Source organism: Oceanobacillus sp. CFH 90083 (assembly GCF_009389585.1).
Taxonomy (GTDB): Bacteria; Bacillota; Bacilli; order Bacillales; family Amphibacillaceae; genus Oceanobacillus.
The window spans coordinates 162,128-179,929 of sequence record NZ_VIYG01000002.1 but is presented as its reverse complement, the minus strand read 5'-3'; the positions used below and the strand labels follow the sequence as shown (position 1 = coordinate 179,929).

The 17,802-nt window shown below is 37.8% G+C and carries 18 protein-coding genes; 14 read left to right on the top strand and 4 right to left on the bottom strand.

Annotated features, from left to right (window positions below; translation table 11 throughout):
• Positions 1 to 29: 29 nt before the first annotated feature.
• The 4 genes from FLK20_RS03410 (at position 30) to FLK20_RS22170 (ending at position 4,767) form a co-directional block, all read left to right on the top strand.
• Positions 30 to 386 carry an EamA family transporter gene (locus FLK20_RS03410; protein WP_152655159.1) on the top strand — a complete coding sequence of 119 codons (357 nt, stop codon included), beginning with the start codon at positions 30 to 32 and terminating at the stop codon, positions 384 to 386.
• Positions 387 to 390: 4 nt separating this feature from the next.
• Complete coding sequence (gene rffA / locus FLK20_RS03405; RefSeq protein WP_152655158.1) at positions 391 to 1,521, top strand: dTDP-4-amino-4,6-dideoxygalactose transaminase; 1,131 nt, start codon at positions 391 to 393, stop codon at positions 1,519 to 1,521.
• On the top strand, positions 1,484 to 3,175 hold the full coding sequence (locus FLK20_RS03400) for a DUF6044 family protein (protein WP_152655157.1): 1,692 nt from the start codon (positions 1,484 to 1,486) through the stop codon (positions 3,173 to 3,175). Before rffA ends, FLK20_RS03400 begins: the two co-directional genes overlap by 38 nt.
• A gap of 242 nt (positions 3,176 to 3,417) precedes the next feature.
• The gene (locus FLK20_RS22170; RefSeq protein WP_152655156.1) at positions 3,418 to 4,767 is read left to right on the top strand and encodes a PcsB-like coiled-coil domain-containing protein; all 1,350 of its coding nucleotides are present in this window, start codon (positions 3,418 to 3,420) and stop codon (positions 4,765 to 4,767) included.
• Positions 4,768 to 4,949: 182 nt separating this feature from the next.
• Here the strand turns inward: FLK20_RS22170 and FLK20_RS03390 are convergent, their stop codons facing one another.
• Positions 4,950 to 6,050: a copper resistance D family protein gene (locus FLK20_RS03390; RefSeq protein WP_152655155.1), complete on the bottom strand. Its 1,101-nt coding sequence runs from the start codon at positions 6,048 to 6,050 to the stop codon at positions 4,950 to 4,952.
• Positions 6,051 to 6,053: 3 nt separating this feature from the next.
• Positions 6,054 to 6,623 (bottom strand): copper resistance CopC family protein, encoded by a 570-nt coding sequence (locus tag FLK20_RS03385; protein WP_152655154.1) that lies wholly within the window; start codon positions 6,621 to 6,623, stop codon positions 6,054 to 6,056.
• A gap of 196 nt (positions 6,624 to 6,819) precedes the next feature.
• Between FLK20_RS03385 and FLK20_RS03380 the strand changes: the two genes are divergently transcribed.
• The 6 genes from FLK20_RS03380 (at position 6,820) to FLK20_RS03355 (ending at position 11,592) form a co-directional block, all read left to right on the top strand.
• A complete protein-coding gene (locus FLK20_RS03380) occupies positions 6,820 to 7,875 on the top strand; it encodes a M42 family metallopeptidase (RefSeq protein ID WP_152655153.1) in 1,056 nt (351 codons plus the stop codon).
• Positions 7,876 to 8,129: 254 nt separating this feature from the next.
• Positions 8,130 to 8,507 carry a GntR family transcriptional regulator gene (locus tag FLK20_RS03375; RefSeq protein WP_152655152.1) on the top strand — a complete coding sequence of 126 codons (378 nt, stop codon included), beginning with the start codon at positions 8,130 to 8,132 and terminating at the stop codon, positions 8,505 to 8,507.
• Entirely contained in the window at positions 8,497 to 9,354 is an 858-nt protein-coding gene (locus tag FLK20_RS03370; protein ID WP_152655151.1) for an ABC transporter ATP-binding protein, read from the top strand. The genes FLK20_RS03375 and FLK20_RS03370 overlap by 11 nt, the downstream gene beginning before the upstream one ends.
• A gap of 3 nt (positions 9,355 to 9,357) precedes the next feature.
• A complete protein-coding gene (locus FLK20_RS03365) occupies positions 9,358 to 10,059 on the top strand; it encodes a hypothetical protein (protein WP_152655150.1) in 702 nt (233 codons plus the stop codon).
• Between the two features lie 252 nt (positions 10,060 to 10,311).
• Positions 10,312 to 10,989: a YqeB family protein gene (locus FLK20_RS03360; RefSeq protein ID WP_152655149.1), complete on the top strand. Its 678-nt coding sequence runs from the start codon at positions 10,312 to 10,314 to the stop codon at positions 10,987 to 10,989.
• Between the two features lie 6 nt (positions 10,990 to 10,995).
• Positions 10,996 to 11,592: a TetR/AcrR family transcriptional regulator gene (locus tag FLK20_RS03355; RefSeq protein WP_152655148.1), complete on the top strand. Its 597-nt coding sequence runs from the start codon at positions 10,996 to 10,998 to the stop codon at positions 11,590 to 11,592.
• 71 nt (positions 11,593 to 11,663) lie between these two features.
• On the opposite strand, the gene trhA is transcribed toward FLK20_RS03355, so the two are convergent.
• The gene (gene trhA, locus FLK20_RS03350; RefSeq protein WP_152655147.1) at positions 11,664 to 12,308 is read right to left on the bottom strand and encodes a PAQR family membrane homeostasis protein TrhA; all 645 of its coding nucleotides are present in this window, start codon (positions 12,306 to 12,308) and stop codon (positions 11,664 to 11,666) included.
• 297 nt (positions 12,309 to 12,605) lie between these two features.
• Here trhA and FLK20_RS03345 point away from each other — a divergent pair, with 297 nt between their 5' ends.
• The 4 genes from FLK20_RS03345 to FLK20_RS03330 all read left to right on the top strand — a co-directional run bounded on the left by FLK20_RS03345 (position 12,606) and on the right by FLK20_RS03330 (position 16,135).
• Positions 12,606 to 13,184: a DUF1836 domain-containing protein gene (locus tag FLK20_RS03345; RefSeq protein ID WP_152655146.1), complete on the top strand. Its 579-nt coding sequence runs from the start codon at positions 12,606 to 12,608 to the stop codon at positions 13,182 to 13,184.
• Entirely contained in the window at positions 13,181 to 14,116 is a 936-nt protein-coding gene (locus FLK20_RS03340) for an MsnO8 family LLM class oxidoreductase (protein WP_152655145.1), read from the top strand. Before FLK20_RS03345 ends, FLK20_RS03340 begins: the two co-directional genes overlap by 4 nt.
• Positions 14,117 to 14,262: 146 nt before the next feature.
• Positions 14,263 to 14,877, top strand: a complete 615-nt coding sequence (locus FLK20_RS03335) for a DedA family protein (RefSeq protein ID WP_152655429.1) — start codon at positions 14,263 to 14,265, stop codon at positions 14,875 to 14,877.
• A 127-nt stretch (positions 14,878 to 15,004) separates the two neighbouring features.
• A complete protein-coding gene (locus FLK20_RS03330) occupies positions 15,005 to 16,135 on the top strand; it encodes an Rpn family recombination-promoting nuclease/putative transposase (RefSeq protein ID WP_152655144.1) in 1,131 nt (376 codons plus the stop codon).
• A gap of 85 nt (positions 16,136 to 16,220) precedes the next feature.
• On the opposite strand, the gene FLK20_RS03325 is transcribed toward FLK20_RS03330, so the two are convergent.
• The gene (locus tag FLK20_RS03325; RefSeq protein ID WP_227994844.1) at positions 16,221 to 17,231 is read right to left on the bottom strand and encodes an aromatic acid exporter family protein; all 1,011 of its coding nucleotides are present in this window, start codon (positions 17,229 to 17,231) and stop codon (positions 16,221 to 16,223) included.
• Positions 17,232 to 17,802 lie beyond the last annotated feature (571 nt).

The window sequence follows — 17,802 nt, the reverse complement described above, 5'->3', positions numbered from 1 at the left end:
ATATAAAGGATCGCTGGGGGGAGAGGAGCTTGGGCTATTTTTATATTGCTGGAACCATTCTGTTTACCGTTTACGGACAATTAATTATAAAGTGGACAATGGATCGGCAGGGGGAACTGCCGGATGGCATATTTGATAAATTTTTATTCTTATTTCAGCTGGTCTGGAACCCCTGGATACTCTCCGGTTTTATTGCTGCCTTTCTAGCGGCGTTAAGCTGGATGGCGGCGATGACAAAATTCGACATCAGCTATGCTTATCCGTTTATGAGTCTGTCGTTTGTCCTTGTTTTTATTTTATCGGTTTTTTTGTTTGGAGAACCGGTCAGTACACAGAAAATGATCGGCTTTGCGTTTGTCATAGTAGGTATTCTGATAATGAGGTGATACCATGATACCATTTAATGTACCATGTTATATAGGAAAAGAAGATACAGCCATACGCGATGCAATTGTAAAGCAGAAATTATCAGGAAACGGTATTTATGGGGAAAAGTGTATGCACTGGCTGGAGGAGAAGATGGGTGTAAAAAAAGCAATGCTTACCCCATCCTGTACAGCAGCGTTGGAAATGACAGCATTATTGACAGAGGCTGGAGAAGGGGATGAAGTTATTATGCCCTCCTATACCTTTGTTTCGACAGCAAATGCGTTTGCCCTCCGAGGTGCAAAGATTGTCTTTGTGGATGTCGAACCAGAAACAATGAATGTCGATCCAGAGCAGATTGCTGCAGCAATCACAGAAAAGACTAAAGTGATTGTTGTGGTTCATTATGCTGGGGTTTCCTGTGAAATGGACAGCATTATGGCGCTTGCAAAAGAGCATGGCTTATGGGTTGTGGAAGATGCTGCCCAAGGTCTAATGGGTTTTTATAAAGGAAAAGCATTGGGAACGATTGGACATTTGGGGACAATCAGCTTCCATGAAACGAAAAATTATGTTTGCGGAGAAGGAGGGGCATTATATATTAATGATTCTTCTCTCATAGAGCGTGCAGAGATCATACAAGAGAAGGGAACAGACCGTTCACAGTTTATTCGCGGCGAAGTGGATAAATACTCTTGGAGAGATATTGGATCTTCCTACCTGCTCAGCGAGCTGAACGCAGCTTATCTGTCTGTTCAGCTGGAGCATGCGGAAGCGATCAATGAAAACCGGCTGAAAACGTGGGAAATGTATAGAAAGGGGCTAAGTTCTCTCGCAGAAGCAGGAGCAATAGAACTTCCTTTTATTCCGGAAAACAGGAAGTCAAATGCCCATATCTTTTTTATTAAAACAAGGAATGCAGATGTTCGGGCACAGTTAATCCATTATTTAAAGAAGCGTGACATCGTAACAGCAACACACTATGTTCCGCTGCATTCCTCTGTCGCAGGTGAAAAATACGGTGTTTTTTCTGGAGAAGAAAAGTATACAACGATAGAAAGTGAACGTCTATTACGATTACCACTTTACTATGGAATAAGTAAAGGGGATGTGGAATATGTCATCTCGAGCATTCAGCAATTTTATGCGCAATAAATGGATATGGGCAGGCTGTCTTATTTTACTTGCCTACTTATCCCCTTATGTGATTTATGGAGAAGATGTACATATTAGAGTCCATGATAATATGGATTCTAATATCGTCTGGTATAAAGTGCTGGCTGAGAGCGGGTCTATTTTCACATTAACAGACGTTTCCCTGCCATATGCAATTGACGGGCTTCCCCGCAGTGCTTTGCCTTCTGCCTTTGATGCGGCACTTTGGCTGTATGTTCTGTTTGAACCAATGACAGCTTATACAATCAGCCAGACGATCATGCGCTTTACGGCGTTTTTTGGCATGTATTTATTATTAACACGCTTTATTGTAAAAAAAGAGACAACACCTTGGATAACAATTGGTGTGTCCCTTGCTTTTGCAATGCTCCCATACTGGCCGTCAGGTGCCCTTTCTATTGCGGGCATGCCGCTTGCTCTATATGTTTTTTTGATGATTCGAAAGCACCGGCGAGAAGCACCAAAGCACGCTTGGATACTGCTGTGCCTGATTCCATTTTTTGCAAACTTTGTTCTCAGCTTTGTTTTCTTTTTAGCAGTCATTGGTTTATTATGGCTGATTGACTGGATTCGAACAAAGGATTGGAATGGCTCTTTTTTTACAGCGATTGCAATCATGACAGGTATTTTTCTGATGAAGGATTATTTATTAATTACTTCCATGTTTTTTGATGACAGCTTTACGTCGCATCGGGAAGAGCTGGAGCTGAGCGGAAATACCTTTGAACGAAGCTATGAATTAGCTTGGGAGAATTTTTTATATGGACATACACATGATGAAGCGGTTCAGGCTTATATCATTATCCCAGTTATTTTATTGGCTATATTGCTTGCTTTATTTAAAAACAGACAGCCGAAATGGTTGTTTACTCTGTTTCTGGCTAATTTAGCGTTGTCTTTTTGGTATGCATTCTGGTATTGGGAAGGCTGGCAGCCGCTTAAAGAAAGCATCTCTGTTTTAAATACATTTAATTTTGCCAGAATTCATTTTATGGACCCGCCAATCTGGTATATTGCCTTTGCGCTTGCTTTAGGTATCCTTTGGAGACTAAAAAAAGTCGGGAAACTGCTTGTCATGCTGCTGATTATTTCACAATGTGCCCTTCTCTTTGTTTTGACGGAAGAGTTTAAATACCGGACTGCAAGTACACCAACCTTTAAGGAATTTTATTCAGAGGAATTGTTTTCATCCATCCAGGATTATATAGGAGAGAGCCCGGATGATTATCGGGTTGTCAGCATTGGTTTACACCCGACCATTGCACAATATAATGGCTTTTATACGCTGGATACGTATAATAATAGTTTTCCGCTGGAATATAAGCATGACTTTCGTGAGATTATTGCTGGTGAGCTGGATAAGAGTCCGATGTTACAAAATTATTTCGATACATGGGGTGGGAGGCTGTATATGTATGTTGCTGAGCATGGAAAGGATTATATGTTTACGAAAGACAGGAACGAGCCGATTTCGGATTTAGCAATTGATACAGATGCTCTAAAGGAATTAGGAGGAGTGTATATTTTGTCTGCTGTACCAATTGAAAATGCGGAAGATATTGGATTATCACTGGAGGAAATATTTACAGAACAGGATTCTCCATGGGAAATTTATTTATATTACGTCATGTAACTGGATTGTAATATTACATCTGAAAGCATTCGTATGACAGGCTTTGAAGAGAATTTCTCTCTGCCCCGATACAAAACTGTAACATTTCTATAATCTTTCTGCAATCTGTAGATGTTACACTGCATTAGGAATTTATATCTTGTTAAATTTATCCTATGATTCACAAAGCTGCATAAAAAAGGTTAGATTCCTTTTTAGAGAGAGACCTATGTAGTAGTGATGCAGGAACAGGGGGAAAAGAATTGAAGAAATCATTTTTGCTAGCGATAGTAATGATTGTTGGTTTCATGAGTTCCAGTATTGTACCAGTTCAAGCAGAAACTGCTGATGATCTCGAAGATATTCGTGATCAGCGTTCGGAGGTCAAAACAGAATTATCGGACTCTGAACAACAGATTGCTTCCGTATTAGAGGAATTGGAGCAATTAAAAAGTGACATTGCAAGTACAGAAATCGAATTAGAAGAAAAGCAGCAGGAGATTGATAAAACAGATCAACAGATTGATGCTTTATTGGAAGATATTTTTGTATTAGAAGATGAAATGCAAGAGCTTGAAGAGAAAATAAAGGAACGCTTTGAAATATTAAAAGAACGGATGGTATCTGTTCAGCATTCCGGTGGAGACATTAATTATCTGGAAGTCCTCTTCGGTGCACAAAGCTTTGAAGACTTTATTTCTCGGGCAAATGCTGTTAATAAAATTGCTGATTCTGATGCTGCGTTAATCGAACAGCAGGAATCAGATATTGCTTCTTTAGAAGAAAAGCAGGAAGAAGAAGTGGAAAAAATGAGTGCTCTGAATGATTTAAAAGATGAGCAAAGCGTTGCAAAAGAAAATGTTGAGCTGGCACTTGCAGACAGCAATGCTAAAAAAGATGACCTGGAAACAAAGCAGGCTGATTTAGAGGCACTTGTAGAGGAACTGGAAATTACAGATTCGCAATTAGCATCTTTAGAAGCTGATACACAAGCTGCTATTGCTGCGGCTGAAGAAAAAGCGAAAGAAGAAGAAGCGGCAAAGCTGGCCGAAGCTGAAGAAAAAGCAGCGGAAGAAGCTGAAGAAGAAATTAAGGTACATCAAGAAAAAGAAACGAGTGTCGCATCTAAAACAATAACCAAAGAGCCGGAAGAAGAAAAAGAAACGGCTTCTGCTGAAAGTAATGAACCAGAGCAGAAGGAAGAGCCGAAAGTAGAAGCTTCCAAGCCGAAAGAAAAGCCGGCAGAAAAAGAAGAAAGCTCGAGTAAAAAAGAAGAAACAGCAGTTAAAGAAGAAAGTTCAAGCAAAAAAGAAGAAAACTCTGGTGAGACATTTACCGTTTCATCCACAGCTTACACAGCTAATTGCAATGGATGTACTGGTCTTACAGCAACTGGATTTGATTTAAAGAAAAATGCAGGTGCAAAAGTAATTGCTGTTGACCCGAGTGTTATTCCACTTGGAAGTGTTGTAGAAGTAGAAGGCTATGGAGTAGCTGTAGCACGTGATACAGGTGGAGCAATTAAAGGAAATAAAATAGATGTTTTCTTTTCGGATCAATCTCAAGCGCTAAGCTGGGGAAGAAAAGATGTTAAAATAACAATATTGAGATAATAAGAAGCATGTGCTCTGAAAGTATTTGGAGCACATGCTTTTTGATTTCGATGCTTTATTTATTGTGATATTTGAACATCCGCTTTTAGAAGTTTCAGTATAGTAGGATCATCTTATCATTAAAAAAGGCTCAAAATGAATGCATTCCTATCCATTTTAAGCCTTTTCCGTTTTTATATAAATCAGCTTATCACAATACTTTGAATAAAAGCAAAATACCCCATGACAACAAAGAGAAGCGAGGCAAGATAAGAGAGTGCGGGATGTCTTTTTGTTTTGAAAATATAGATACTGCCTGCGAGGCATGCCAGTGCCAAGGCGATAAAGAACAAAACAGATCCATCTAATGCCAAACTAATTCCCACACCATCTACAGAGCCCTCATAAAACATATCGAGTATCGGGGCATAGCCGCTATGTGCGATCAGGCTTTCAATATGAAGCGGCGGTGATTGCTCATTCATGATACCTGTCAGCAATAAAATAAACAAAATAATAAAGAACTCGACGCGTACCCATGGTCTCGCCTGCAAGCTTATGTCAGCCTGTAAGCGCCGTTTCATCCAAATACCGTTAAAGATAGCATATATCACTAATGGAATGATAAATAATTGTTTTAAAAATAAGCTTTGTCCATAGGAAACGAGTAAAGCTTCGTCATATTGTCTGAGGTCAACAGTGAATTGCGCTAATAAAATACCGCTTAGGACAACAATAACAAAACAGGTTAGTGCAAAAGGATGGTAGCTTTTGATAAATGTGAGCCAGTTCATAGACTTTGGTACAAACCAGCAGGCCATCATCAATGTTCCGATCCAGGCACTTACGGTCAACATATGCACTGCATGTGTAAATACCCCGGAAAAGCCTGTAAAGGAGCCTGCATGACTTGCCCAGCCAATGCCAAACGCTACAAAACCTGTAAAAATCATTCCAACCCATGCTGTTTGTTTGCTGCTTGTATCTTTGACAAATGCAATATAGACACTGAAAAGGATACAAATCGTAAATAAGAATAGCCACGCATTTCCGATTCGAAAGGATAGTAAAACATCCTCAAAGGCAGAACCTAAGGAAGAACGGGCGGTAATGTGGCGGATGAGCTGAATCAGTGGAATAAAGGCAAATAGGGCAATTCCCCAAATAGCAGCAAGCTGTAAATTGGAGGATACATGTACCTTGATAGGGGAAGTAGCAGGAAGCAATCGTATCAGAAAGCTTCCTGCTAAAAAAGCCAGGCAAAGATATAAGAACATTTCTGTAAAAATCGTTACATAAAACATGGATTATTTCTTCCTTTTTAGTAATACAATGACTACGATTGCGACAATGGCAATAACTAGAATGGTAATTAGCATTGTATTGGAATTCGTGTCGTCCACTGCTGTTTCTTGTACATCGCTTTCTGAAGCTGCTTCATTTTCCTCTGTCTGCTCTCCAGATGTATCCTCAGCTGCTTCTGTATTTTCCTCTTCCTGATCCTCAACAGCAGCTTCTTCTATATCCACTTCAAATGAAATGGAATCCTCCATTGGATGACCATCTACACCAATAATATCCCAGCTGATGGTATATGTTCCATTTTCTAAAGGCTCTGTCACATCCGCAGAAAAGGTATCATCATGCACAGTGAGATTATCAAGTGTAATCGCTGTTCCATCTTCTGCATGTAATTCCATCACTGCGCTTTCTTCGATCACTGTTTCAAAATAAAGTGTAATCCTGTCCAAAGCCTCTGTTACTGTTGAGCCTTCCTCCGGATCAGATGTATCAAGATGTGTATGTGCAAAGGCAGGGCTTGCACTGAATAAAAATAATAAGGCAACAAGAGTTAGTGATCCTGTAAGTTTTTTCATAGCTTTTCCTCCTTAGTCTAATGAATTCAAAATAATTTCTCCAGACTTTAGCTTACATGAGAATTAGGCTTACAACAAGGTTTGTTAAAGTAAAAAAATTACACTTCTGTGAACTATGAATAATTGGTGACAATGCTTTTTCTGATAAACTATAGTAGACTAATTAATATACATTCATTTGACGAGGAGGTCCATAATGAGTAGTTTTCCCAATGTAGAAGAAACGAAAGCATTGATTAAAGATTTAGTAGCCATACCAAGTCCGAGCGGCTATACGCAAGATGCGATTCAATTTATTGAGAAAAGATTAGCCGAAAATAACGTGCAAACAAAACGTAACCGTAAAGGAGGCCTGATTGCAACCTTACCAGGTAAAAATACAGTCAAACATCGTTTTCTGACGGCACATGTGGATACATTAGGAGCAATTGTCAAAGAAATAAAAGCAGATGGCCGTTTGAAAATACAAGTCATCGGCGGCTTCCCGCTTAATTATGTTGAAGGCGAATATTGTATCATTCATACCGTAGGCGGTAAAAAAATTACCGGTACCATTTTAATGCATCAAACAGCGGTTCATGTATATCGAAAAGCTGGTGAGCTGAAAAGAGATACAGAAAACATGGAAGTGCGGATTGATGAAGTGGTGAAGAGTGAGGAAGATACCCGTAATCTGGGTATTGAAATAGGCGATTTTATCTCCTTTGATCCACGGGTGGAAATAACCGAATCCGGGTTCATTAAATCCCGGCATTTAGATGATAAGGCTAGTGCTGCCATCTTAATCAAAGTGATTGAAAAGCTTACAGCAGATCAAACGGAATTGCCATATACAACGCATTTTCTCTTTTCTAATAACGAAGAAATCGGCTATGGCGGCAACTCTAATATCCCTCCGGAAACGGTGGAGTATCTGGCTGTGGATATGGGAGCTATCGGTGATGGGCAAAGGACAGATGAATACACCGTGTCAATTTGTGTAAAGGATGCTTCCGGACCATACCATTACGGTCTCCGCAATCATCTTACCAACATTGCTAAAGCCAACAATATTGAATATAAATTAGATATTTATCCGTACTATCAATCGGATGCATCGGCAGCTATCCGTGCCGGGTATGATGTGATTCATGGACTGATTGGACCGGGAATCGATGCCTCTCACGCATTTGAGCGTACGCATGAATTATCGCTTCAGCATACGGAAAATCTGATTTATCACTATATACAATCCGAAATGGTGAAGGAATAATGAACGAGAAAACAAGACTGGGTACCCTACCTGGTCTTATTTTTTGCATAAAAATAATCCGCGGCTGCTTATTAGCGAACGCTCTTTCTGAAACAGGATTTGTTTACATAATTATTATAATGCACGAAATCCTTTGATATATAAGGATTCTTTCAAAGATAAAGTGCGTTATTAATAAATAATAGATTGACTTTTTTATGGTTATGTTATATGGTTAATTACATGAGTGATTAACCGATTGAGGGATGAGGATAATGAAAAAAGAATTGGATGAAAACAAACCGATTTTCCTGCAGGTTAAGGAACAAGTTGAAGATTCCATTATGGATGGTTCCTTGAATAGCGGAGAACGGGCACCTTCCACCAATGAGTTTGCTAAATTTTATCAAATCAATCCGGCCACAGCTGGTAAGGGAATTAATGAGCTGGTCTCAGAAGGGATTTTAGTAAAGAAACGAGGCGTTGGTATGTTTGTTACAGAGGAAGCGAAAGGCATTGTGATTGAAAAAAGAAAGCAGACATTTTACGAAAATTATTTACTTCCAATGAAAAAAGAAGCACAGAAGCTGGAAATGGATAAACAGGAGCTAATTAATATGCTCAATCGGGAGGATGAGACAGATGGAAATTAAAGTGAATCAGTTAAGTAAAACCTATGGAAAAAGTCATGCTTTGGATCAAATTTCTATTACCTTGGAAGGGAATAAAATCTATGGTCTGCTTGGCAGAAATGGTGCAGGAAAAACGACCTTTATGGATATTTTAAGCGGTCAAATTTTGGCATCGTCCGGTGATATTACCATTGATGGAGAGAACCCTTTTGATAAACAAAGGTTAACAGAATCGATTTGCCTGATTAAAGAAGCAAATAATTTCAATCCAGAATTTAAGATAAAGCAAATATTAAAAATCTATTCTTACTTTTATCCAAATTGGGATCAGGAAATGGCAGAAGAGCTATTAGAGATTTTTAATTTAAAGCAGTCAGCTAAAATAAAGACGCTGTCAAAAGGAATGGAATCAGCATTAGGCATCACCGCAGGATTAGCAAGCAGAGCGCCCATCACTGTATTTGATGAGCCCTATATCGGCATGGATGCTCCTTCCCGTAAAAAGTTCTATGACATATTATTGGAAGACTATCAGGAAAATCCACGGACAATTATTTTTTCGACACATCTGATTGATGAGGTTAGTTTAATGTTTGAGGAAGTCATTATTCTAAAGAAGGGCTCTGTCGTTTTACAGGAAAGCTCAGATGATTTAAGGGCAAAAACCGTGGCTGTATCCGGCCCAAAGGAAAAAGTGGATGCCTTTTTAGCAGATAAAGAAATTATTCAGCGTACGGATTTGGCCGGCAGTTCCATGGCATATACTTTTGGCAGCAGAAAAGAAGCGGCAGCTGCAGGGCTTGAGGCAGAAGGCGTACCAGTTCAAGAGTTGATGATCCATTTAACAGAAAAGAAGAAAGGAGCATAATCGATGAACAATCAAATCAAAGGGATGCTTTATTTCTATTCAACCGAAGTGATCCGGACTGCGAAAATCTTTTTTACTATTTTAATCGGAATCATTATTGCATCAGCTGTTGTTTGCTATTTATTACTTGGAATAGACGAATTTAAAATGTATTTTGCCATACCGTTTGCAACGTATTTTAATGTAGGTGTTGTCGGTTTTCTATTAGTAAAAAACAGTCTGCCATTTGGTTTAAAGATGGGGGCGACCCGCAAAAATATGTATGTGATGCAGTTATACTTTATGGCGGTGTATTCTTTTATCATTGCTACTTTAGGCAGTTCGTTACAGCAATTAACAGAGTGGTTATTCCAGGCAATTGGTATTACAAATTATATTTATGTCCACCCGGCGATGTTTTTGACAGATAACTGGATAATGCGGATTGTCGTAGATACATTGGTGATGTTCTTTATCATGGCGCTGCTCTATTTAATCGGATTAATTTTTTACCGTACCGGTTTAGCAGGCGGGGGGAGTTTATTGGGAGTACTGTTAGTTGTTACACTATATGGTGTTTTTGAGGGCTGGATGGTTGATGCCGCTGTCGATCTATTTTCCAATATTACGGTAATGACCTTTGTAATGATATTTTTAATTGGTATTGTGTTTTACTTGCTGGGTTTTCCATTCATGCGGAAAATTACCATTGTGAATAGACGCTAAAGAAGCTGGAAACTGTCTTTTGTTATATACAAGAGGCAGTTTTTTGTTGCCAAGAAATGACTCTTCATATAATTTTATCGCAGTAACATCCCGATTGGTTTAACTAACAATCATTGGAGCAAGATGAAAAGAAAAACCCCAATGATGGAAGTTTCGCTTTATCTGGATAAAATTAAATATATATGTTAAAATTTGATTAAGTAATCAAAAATAAAAATGTTTATATAAACATCTGAAGAGGAGAATACAGAAATGCAAAATGAAACAGTACTTGGTTTATCAAAGTTTGATAAGGTGATTATCATTGTAGTTGGGCCACTTCTCGGCGGGGTTATTGGCTGGTTTATTCAAATTATCTCAAGCTGGTTAATTAAGGTTCCATTCATACCATTTGAACCGTTCTTCAGGTGGGTCCTTACCTGGAATAGCTCCTGGGTATCTATAATCGGAGCAGGTGTCGGTTTGATTGCGGGAATTCTCTTTGGAATATACGCTTTTAGTGAATCATTAAAAATGACGATTACAGACCAAGAAGTTACAATGAAAAGGTATGATGAAAAAGCACAGCTGCAAAAAAATAAAATTTCAGCGATTTACATGGACAAAAAAGAGATTGTCCTTTTAGGTTTAAAGGGTGAGGAGCTTTATCGCTCACATACGGATACCAAGAAAGCGGCAGTAGAAGAAGCTCTTCGGAAGCACATGTTTCCTTGGAAAGATCAAGATCCTTATATGGACGATTATCAGCGCTGGGTTCCGGAGCATCCAGATTTCACTGCTTCCATTAATAGCTTGCTGTCGGCCAGAGAAAGGGCGATGAAGGAAGGGGATGAAAAAGAAGTGAATATTTTGCGGAAGGATTTAGCTGCCCAAGGAGTTGTAATTCGTGACGAGGACAAGAGACAATATGTAAGGATGATAAGAGGGTGATACGAGGTGACGAAAGAAAAAACATTTATTTCTGAAGCGCGCAGAGAACAAATTTTACAAGCAACGATTGCAGTTTTAAATGATACCGGTTATGTAAAACTAAGTCTTGCTAAAATAGCAAAACAGGCAAAAATCAGTACAGGGTTAATTTCTTATCATTTTGCAGACAAAGAAGAATTAATCTATCATACTTTAGGCTATTTAATTCGTACGCAGCTGCAATTCATTGATGAACGTGTTAAGTCAGAGACAGATATCTATCAGCAGCTCATTGCTTATATAAAAGCTACCATCGCTTATCAACAAGAGCACTATCAAAATAATGTAGCTTTGATTGAAATTATTTTTAATGCACGGACAGCGGATAATATCCCATATTACAAACTGAATGAAGGGGAAGAGGATCCTCTTTACCTTCTATTAGAAAGTATTCTAATAGAAGGTCAGGAGAAAAAAATATTTTCATCTGAATTTCATCCAAAAGCAACAGCTATTCTTATCAATGGTGCAGCGAGTGAAAGCATGCTTTTGCATAGCGAAAGTTTCGATTTAGGAAATTATGAGCAGGAACTCATTAAAATGGTAACTAAAATGGTAAAGTAAATGCTGAATAATGACAGTGCCTCCATATTAATTCAGGAGGATCTGTCATTGTGTAGCAAAACGGACAGGTTTTAAATGACATAAAGATAAACACATAAGAAATGAGAAATACTTCCTAACAGGATAAAAATATGAAATATTTCATGGAAGCCAAAATAGCGGAAACGTAAGAATTCTGGCTTCAACCAGTAAATAATTGCCCCAATCGTATAAAATACCCCTCCGGCAATTAAGTAGGTTAATCCGCCAGTTCCGATAATTGGAGCAAGCGAGCCACTGTAAAATATTGCAATCCATCCCATTAATACATATAGCAGCGTAGACAGCCATCTTGGTGAATGAAACCAGATTAATTTAAAAAGAACCCCGAGAAATGCCAATCCAGAAATTACCCAGAACAGTACCCAGCCAATGGTTCCTTGTAAAGAAATCAAACAAAGAGGAATATATGTGCCGGCAATTAATACATAAATCATCGAATGATCCATTCTTCTAAAAAAGGCAATTGTTTTTGGTCCGGCAATGACCGAATGATAAACGGTTGAAGCAGTATACAAAAGAATTAAACTAATACCAAAGGCAGCGACAGCACCAACATCTAAAGGGGTGCCAACCTGAGCTGCTTTGACAACAAGTAATATCAGTCCAGCAATAGATAAGATAATACCGATAAAGTGAGTGAAGGCATTCATCGGTTCTCTAATAAATTTATGCAATATGAAACATCTCCAATCTAATATATAGTTTTTAATACTATGTGATAAATATATACTTGTTTCATCAAGTAGTCAATATTTGATTTTTATATAGAGATGCCTATAATAAAATGTAGAAACAATAAAGTGAAACTTCATTCAATGTGGGGAGAACTTTGTATCTCCCGCCTAGAAATTTTAATCTTCTTCCATTTTTAAAGTGGGACGCTTACAGCCCGTTATACTGCGATAAAAATACATACATGAAGTGATGGATATTTACGAAAAAAATGACAGAAAAGAAAGGAAGGGCAGTCTATGAACATAAAAAAGCAATTAGCAGAGCTTCAGCTGGAAAAACAGTTAAAATCAGAAGAAATACCTGATTTAGATTTATATATGGATCAGGTGATTCAGCTTTTTGAAAGTAAATTTGCTTCTTCTAAGCGATATGAAGAAGATAAAGTTTTAACGAAAACAATGATTAATAATTATGCGAAGGCTAAATTATTCTTCCCGATCAATAATAAAAAATATTCGAAAGAGCATTTGCTGCTGATCAGCATGATTTATCAAATGAAAAGCGTTTTATCTATTAAAGATATCGGAAAAACATTTGAGGAGATTAATCAAAGAATACAGCAGGATGATTTTGATCTGGAGAATTTTTATACGAATTATGTTCAACTGATGGATAGAAATGTGGCTGGTTTTGAAGAGCATATCAAGGAGCAAGAGGAAATATGCAACACAGAATTAGATAAAGATATCGTAAATGATCCCTATTTACGGCAGGTATTATTGATTACCAGCTTGACAGGAATGAGTAATTTTTATCGACGGGCAGCAGAAAAGCTGGTAGATCAATTAGAACAGAAAGGGGAGCAAAAACAATGAAACTAAGTATCTTAGATCAATCTCCATTATTTGCAGGTGCTGATGCCAAAGAGGCGCTGGAAGCCAGTATAGAATTAGCCATTTTAGCAGATAAATTAGGGTATGAGCGTTATTGGGTTGCGGAGCATCATGATATGCAAGGGTTGGCGAGTCCTGCTCCAGATATTTTACTGGGGATTATCGGCAGCAAAACAGAAAACATTCGGATTGGTTCAGGTGCTGTACTTCTGCCAAATTATCGCCCATATAATATTGCGGAGCGTTACCGGATGCTGGCTGCTTTATATCCAGGACGGGTAGACTTAGGAATAGGAAGAGCACCGGGCGGATCAGCGGAAGCTTCTATTGCACTTGCGGGAAACTTTTTAGAGAAGGTGAAAGCGATGCCGGATTATATGGATGAACTGCTTCATTTTCTGAAAGATGATTTTTCGCCGGAGCATCTTTATTCAAGAGTTACGGCTACACCGGTACCGCTTGTTCAGCCCCAGCCTTGGCTCTTAGGGACAAGTCAGCGCAGTGCTCAGTTGGCTGTGGCAAAAAAACTCCCCTATGTTTTCGGTCATTTTATGGGTGCCGATAACGGACCGGAAATTGTAGCAGGCTACCAGAGACAAGCAGGAGATCAGCCTGCTATTGTTGCGGTGTCTGTACTTTGTGCTGAAACAGAAAAGGAAGCCTTGGAATTGGCGGAAGAAGCAAGACGAAAAAGGGCAGAACAGGATTCCTCACCACAAGCAGATCAAGAAGAGCAGGCAGAAGCTGCTGATAAACAGATTATTGGGGATAGAGCACTTGTTCAGGAGAAACTCCATGAACTGCAGGAGGCTTACCAATGTAATGAACTTATGGTACTTACAAAGGCACCGACGTATGAGGCAAGAGCATATTCTTATCGTCAGCTGGCAGAGATAATGAATGAGACAAACTAAAAGAGTTATCAGACTTTTTGAACACGCAGGAATAGAGAGCAGCCCTTCAATTCTTAACACTTGTCTTTTAAATGAAATAAACATCATAGGTCATAGCGTGGTAGAATATAACTTAATAAAGAGGGCAAGTCTTAATGGAGGGTATTATGGGACAATGGGTTACATCAATTATGGAACAGTTTGGTTATGTAGGCATTTTTCTGATGATGACGTTAGAAAATCTGTTTCCGCCAATACCATCTGAAATCATTCTTCCTTTTGGAGGATTCATGACAACCTATAGCACATTAACCTACTCAGGTGTTCTGGTTGCAGCAACAATAGGAGCACTTATTGGAGCAATGCTGCTGTACTGTGTCGGGATGATATTGGATGTCAGTCGGCTTGAGAAAATAGTTGATCGATATGGACATATCTTACGTTTAAAGAGAACAGATATTTATAAGGCAAATGAATGGTTTGAGAAATATGGCTATTGGACGGTGTTTTTTTGCCGGATGGTACCCCTTTTAAGGAGTTTAATATCTATTCCGGCCGGGATGGCGAGGATGAATTTTGGTATGTTTATGCTGTTAACAGCTGTCGGTTCTTTAATATGGAATAGTATTCTAATTGGAGTTGGAACAATTTTAGGAGAGAATTGGCACCGTGTTGCGGCGTTTATGGATGTGTATTCAAGCTTTGTTTATGCTGTTATAGTTGCAGGAATAGTGCTTTTCTTCATTTGGTATATCAAAAGGCGAAAGAAAGAAAAACTGTAGGAGCTGTGAAGGTGCCTACAGTTTTTTGTTGAGAAAAAATTTTATTGACAAAAGAACGTATGTTTGGTTAACTGTATTTAGAACCTCATCGTAGTAAGTCCTCTACTAAACATAAGGATGTGTTTCCATGATTTATCCTCAAAAAGCAATGTTATTATACCCGCAAATTCGTGAAGGTGGAGAAGTGTACAAAAATGCAATTCCTAAAAAAACTTCTTATCGGCTGATGGACTTAAAAATCGATTATGCCTTCAGAAGCTTATTTGTCGATGAACGTAATAAAAATATTACGATTGCTTTTTTGAATACTTTTTTTATCAAATCTAAACGGGCACTAATCCGGGATTTTGAATTTTTAAATTGGGAAGCTGCAGAAGATGAAAAGTCCTATCTACGTCTGCTTGTTGAGACGGAAAAGAAAGAATCAATTTATACGGAGATCCTTTTTCCAAGTCAAGATGCAACAGAAAAGCAATCCTTCTATTTTGGGTCTAAGTTATATCGGCAGCAATTTGAAGCAAATTCAGGTTTTAGCGAAAACCATGCAGTGATAGCAATAAACATCTTGAATTTTGAAATGTCCCCAGAAAATGATGAATTTCATAGTGTATTCAGATTAGCAGATAAAGAAGAAAAAATGCCCTTAACTAATTTGTTGGAATTCCAATACGTAGAGATTCCAAAACTTATTCGCAGTTATAAAGAAGGACGGCTGAATTCCGAGGAGAAGGAAGCAGCCAGGTGGCTTTTGTTACTGGCAGCTGTGGATGACAGAAGAAATTATTTCTACCTCGATATGTATAGAGAATTGGAGAAGATGGCAATGACTGATAAAGATTTAGATATAGCTATCAATGCCTGGGGAGAAATGAGCAATACAAAGGAGAACCAGCTGGCTTACAAGGATAGACATAAGCAAATCATAGAGCAGCAATTTTTTAAAGAGATAGAATGGATCGAAGAAAAAAGAAAAGCAGCGGAGGACAGAGCGGAATTTGTCGAGCAAAAGTATAATCAGATGAAAAAACAATATGAACAGCAAAAGAAGGTGATTGCTGAGGAAAAGCAGAAGAGATTAGAAGCAGAAAAAAACGCTGTGTACGCCAATCGTGAGGCAGCAAAAATAGTGATTCATTATGGAAAAGCGGTAGCACGTAATTTATTTAAACAAGAAATGAGCAGCTCGTATATAAAAAAAATAACAGGTATGTCTGCTAAGGAGATAGCTATGCTGAAAGAGGAGTTAGAAGAAAAGTAAGGCCTTATACAGCTTTAGCTATTTACATGATTAACTAGAAAAAGAAACAAAGCTAAAGAGGAAATCTTTGTTTCTTTTTCAAATGTCATTGCTCTAATGTAAAATAGTCTTCTATAATTTCGACAATGGAACTCAGTTCGTAGAGAGCGACCAGCTCTATCGGTAATTTTTCTGTGCCATTCATTTGAGCTGCTTTTAACGTTTCTTGGAAGATTTGATGCAGCTGTGCCCGTCTAGCCTTCCATTCTTTTTCCTCAAAGTCGATTTTGTCTGCCAGTACATTGGCAAAGTAACAAACTGTTTCAAATACATGCTTTTGCTTCTCTGCATCCCATTCAAATTTCGTTGTAGGCTGCTCTGTTATGTTAGTTACATGATACTGAATCATACGCAGGTGATGGATCTGTCCTCTTAATTGCGTTAATTCATCTTCCCGCTTTTCTAAAATATGGTGGTATTTCAAATCCTTTTTTTGATAAAGCGAAAGTAACGCTACACTTTCAAGCTCTTTATAGACACTCCCCACTTTTTCATTCATCCCCAAGTCTAAGGGTGTTTTTGTGAAAATTAATTCATAATAGCATCGCTTCATATGGTTACTCAATTGCTTGCGAATAGATATGATTTGCTTATGAATAGAACGATGATAGTTAGGTGGAAAGACAAACATATTTACCAAAGTAGAAACAGATAATCCAATTGTTGTTGTTGCTAATCGGATAAAGAAGCTTTGGAGATAACTGTCATCAACTACTTCAATCATTGCAATAGCTGTTAGGGTTGCCACTAATAATCCAGCATGAAGATTCAATCGAAAGCAGGTAAAAATGGTAAGTATTGCAGCTAACATATATGTGAGTGGTGAATTACCAAATAAAGCTAATAATATAACGGCATAGGCAGCACCAATTGCTGAAGCAGGAAAACGGACAAGCCCTTTCTTGATAGAATCTGTTACCGTTGGTTCAATTGTAACGATAGCTGTAATAACAGCAAATGTCGGTGGAAAATTAAACCATTTACAAATAAGTGCTGTAAAAAATACTGCAATACCAGTTTTAATAACTCTATTTCCAATAATAGCCTGAGCCTTCACTTCCATCCCTACTTTTCGTAATAGTATCTATTCTAATAATTTATAACAAAAAATTGAAGTTGTTACCAACATTAGTGATAAATATTAATGAATACATATGGTAATAACACTAGCCCGCATCATGCTAGGATGAAGCTGTGATTATTCAACCTATTATATCCCGTTGCAGTGGTCACTTCTATTCAAAGTAATATTTATTTGTCAATCATAGATTTTAGTGCAGATCTAAAATTGTAATAATTGTAATATATATTTTCATTTATTATCGTACTATTGTAACATTAGTGGAGGTATTAAATGACAAAAAATAAATCAATATTTATTAAGGTAATCAGGCAAATCTATTAGAATAACAATTATTATTATGTAAGTAATACGGGAGACTCTATGACGATTTTTAAATAGATTTGTCGTTATTGAAATATAAATGTAACATTTCTATAATATGCATGACATTTTCTTATGTTAAGCTTTACAAAGTTACAAATTGAAAGAAGAAATTAATTGAAAATAATATAAATAACAAATCGCAGATGTTCGATTATACCAAAATACATAGATAAATAGATTT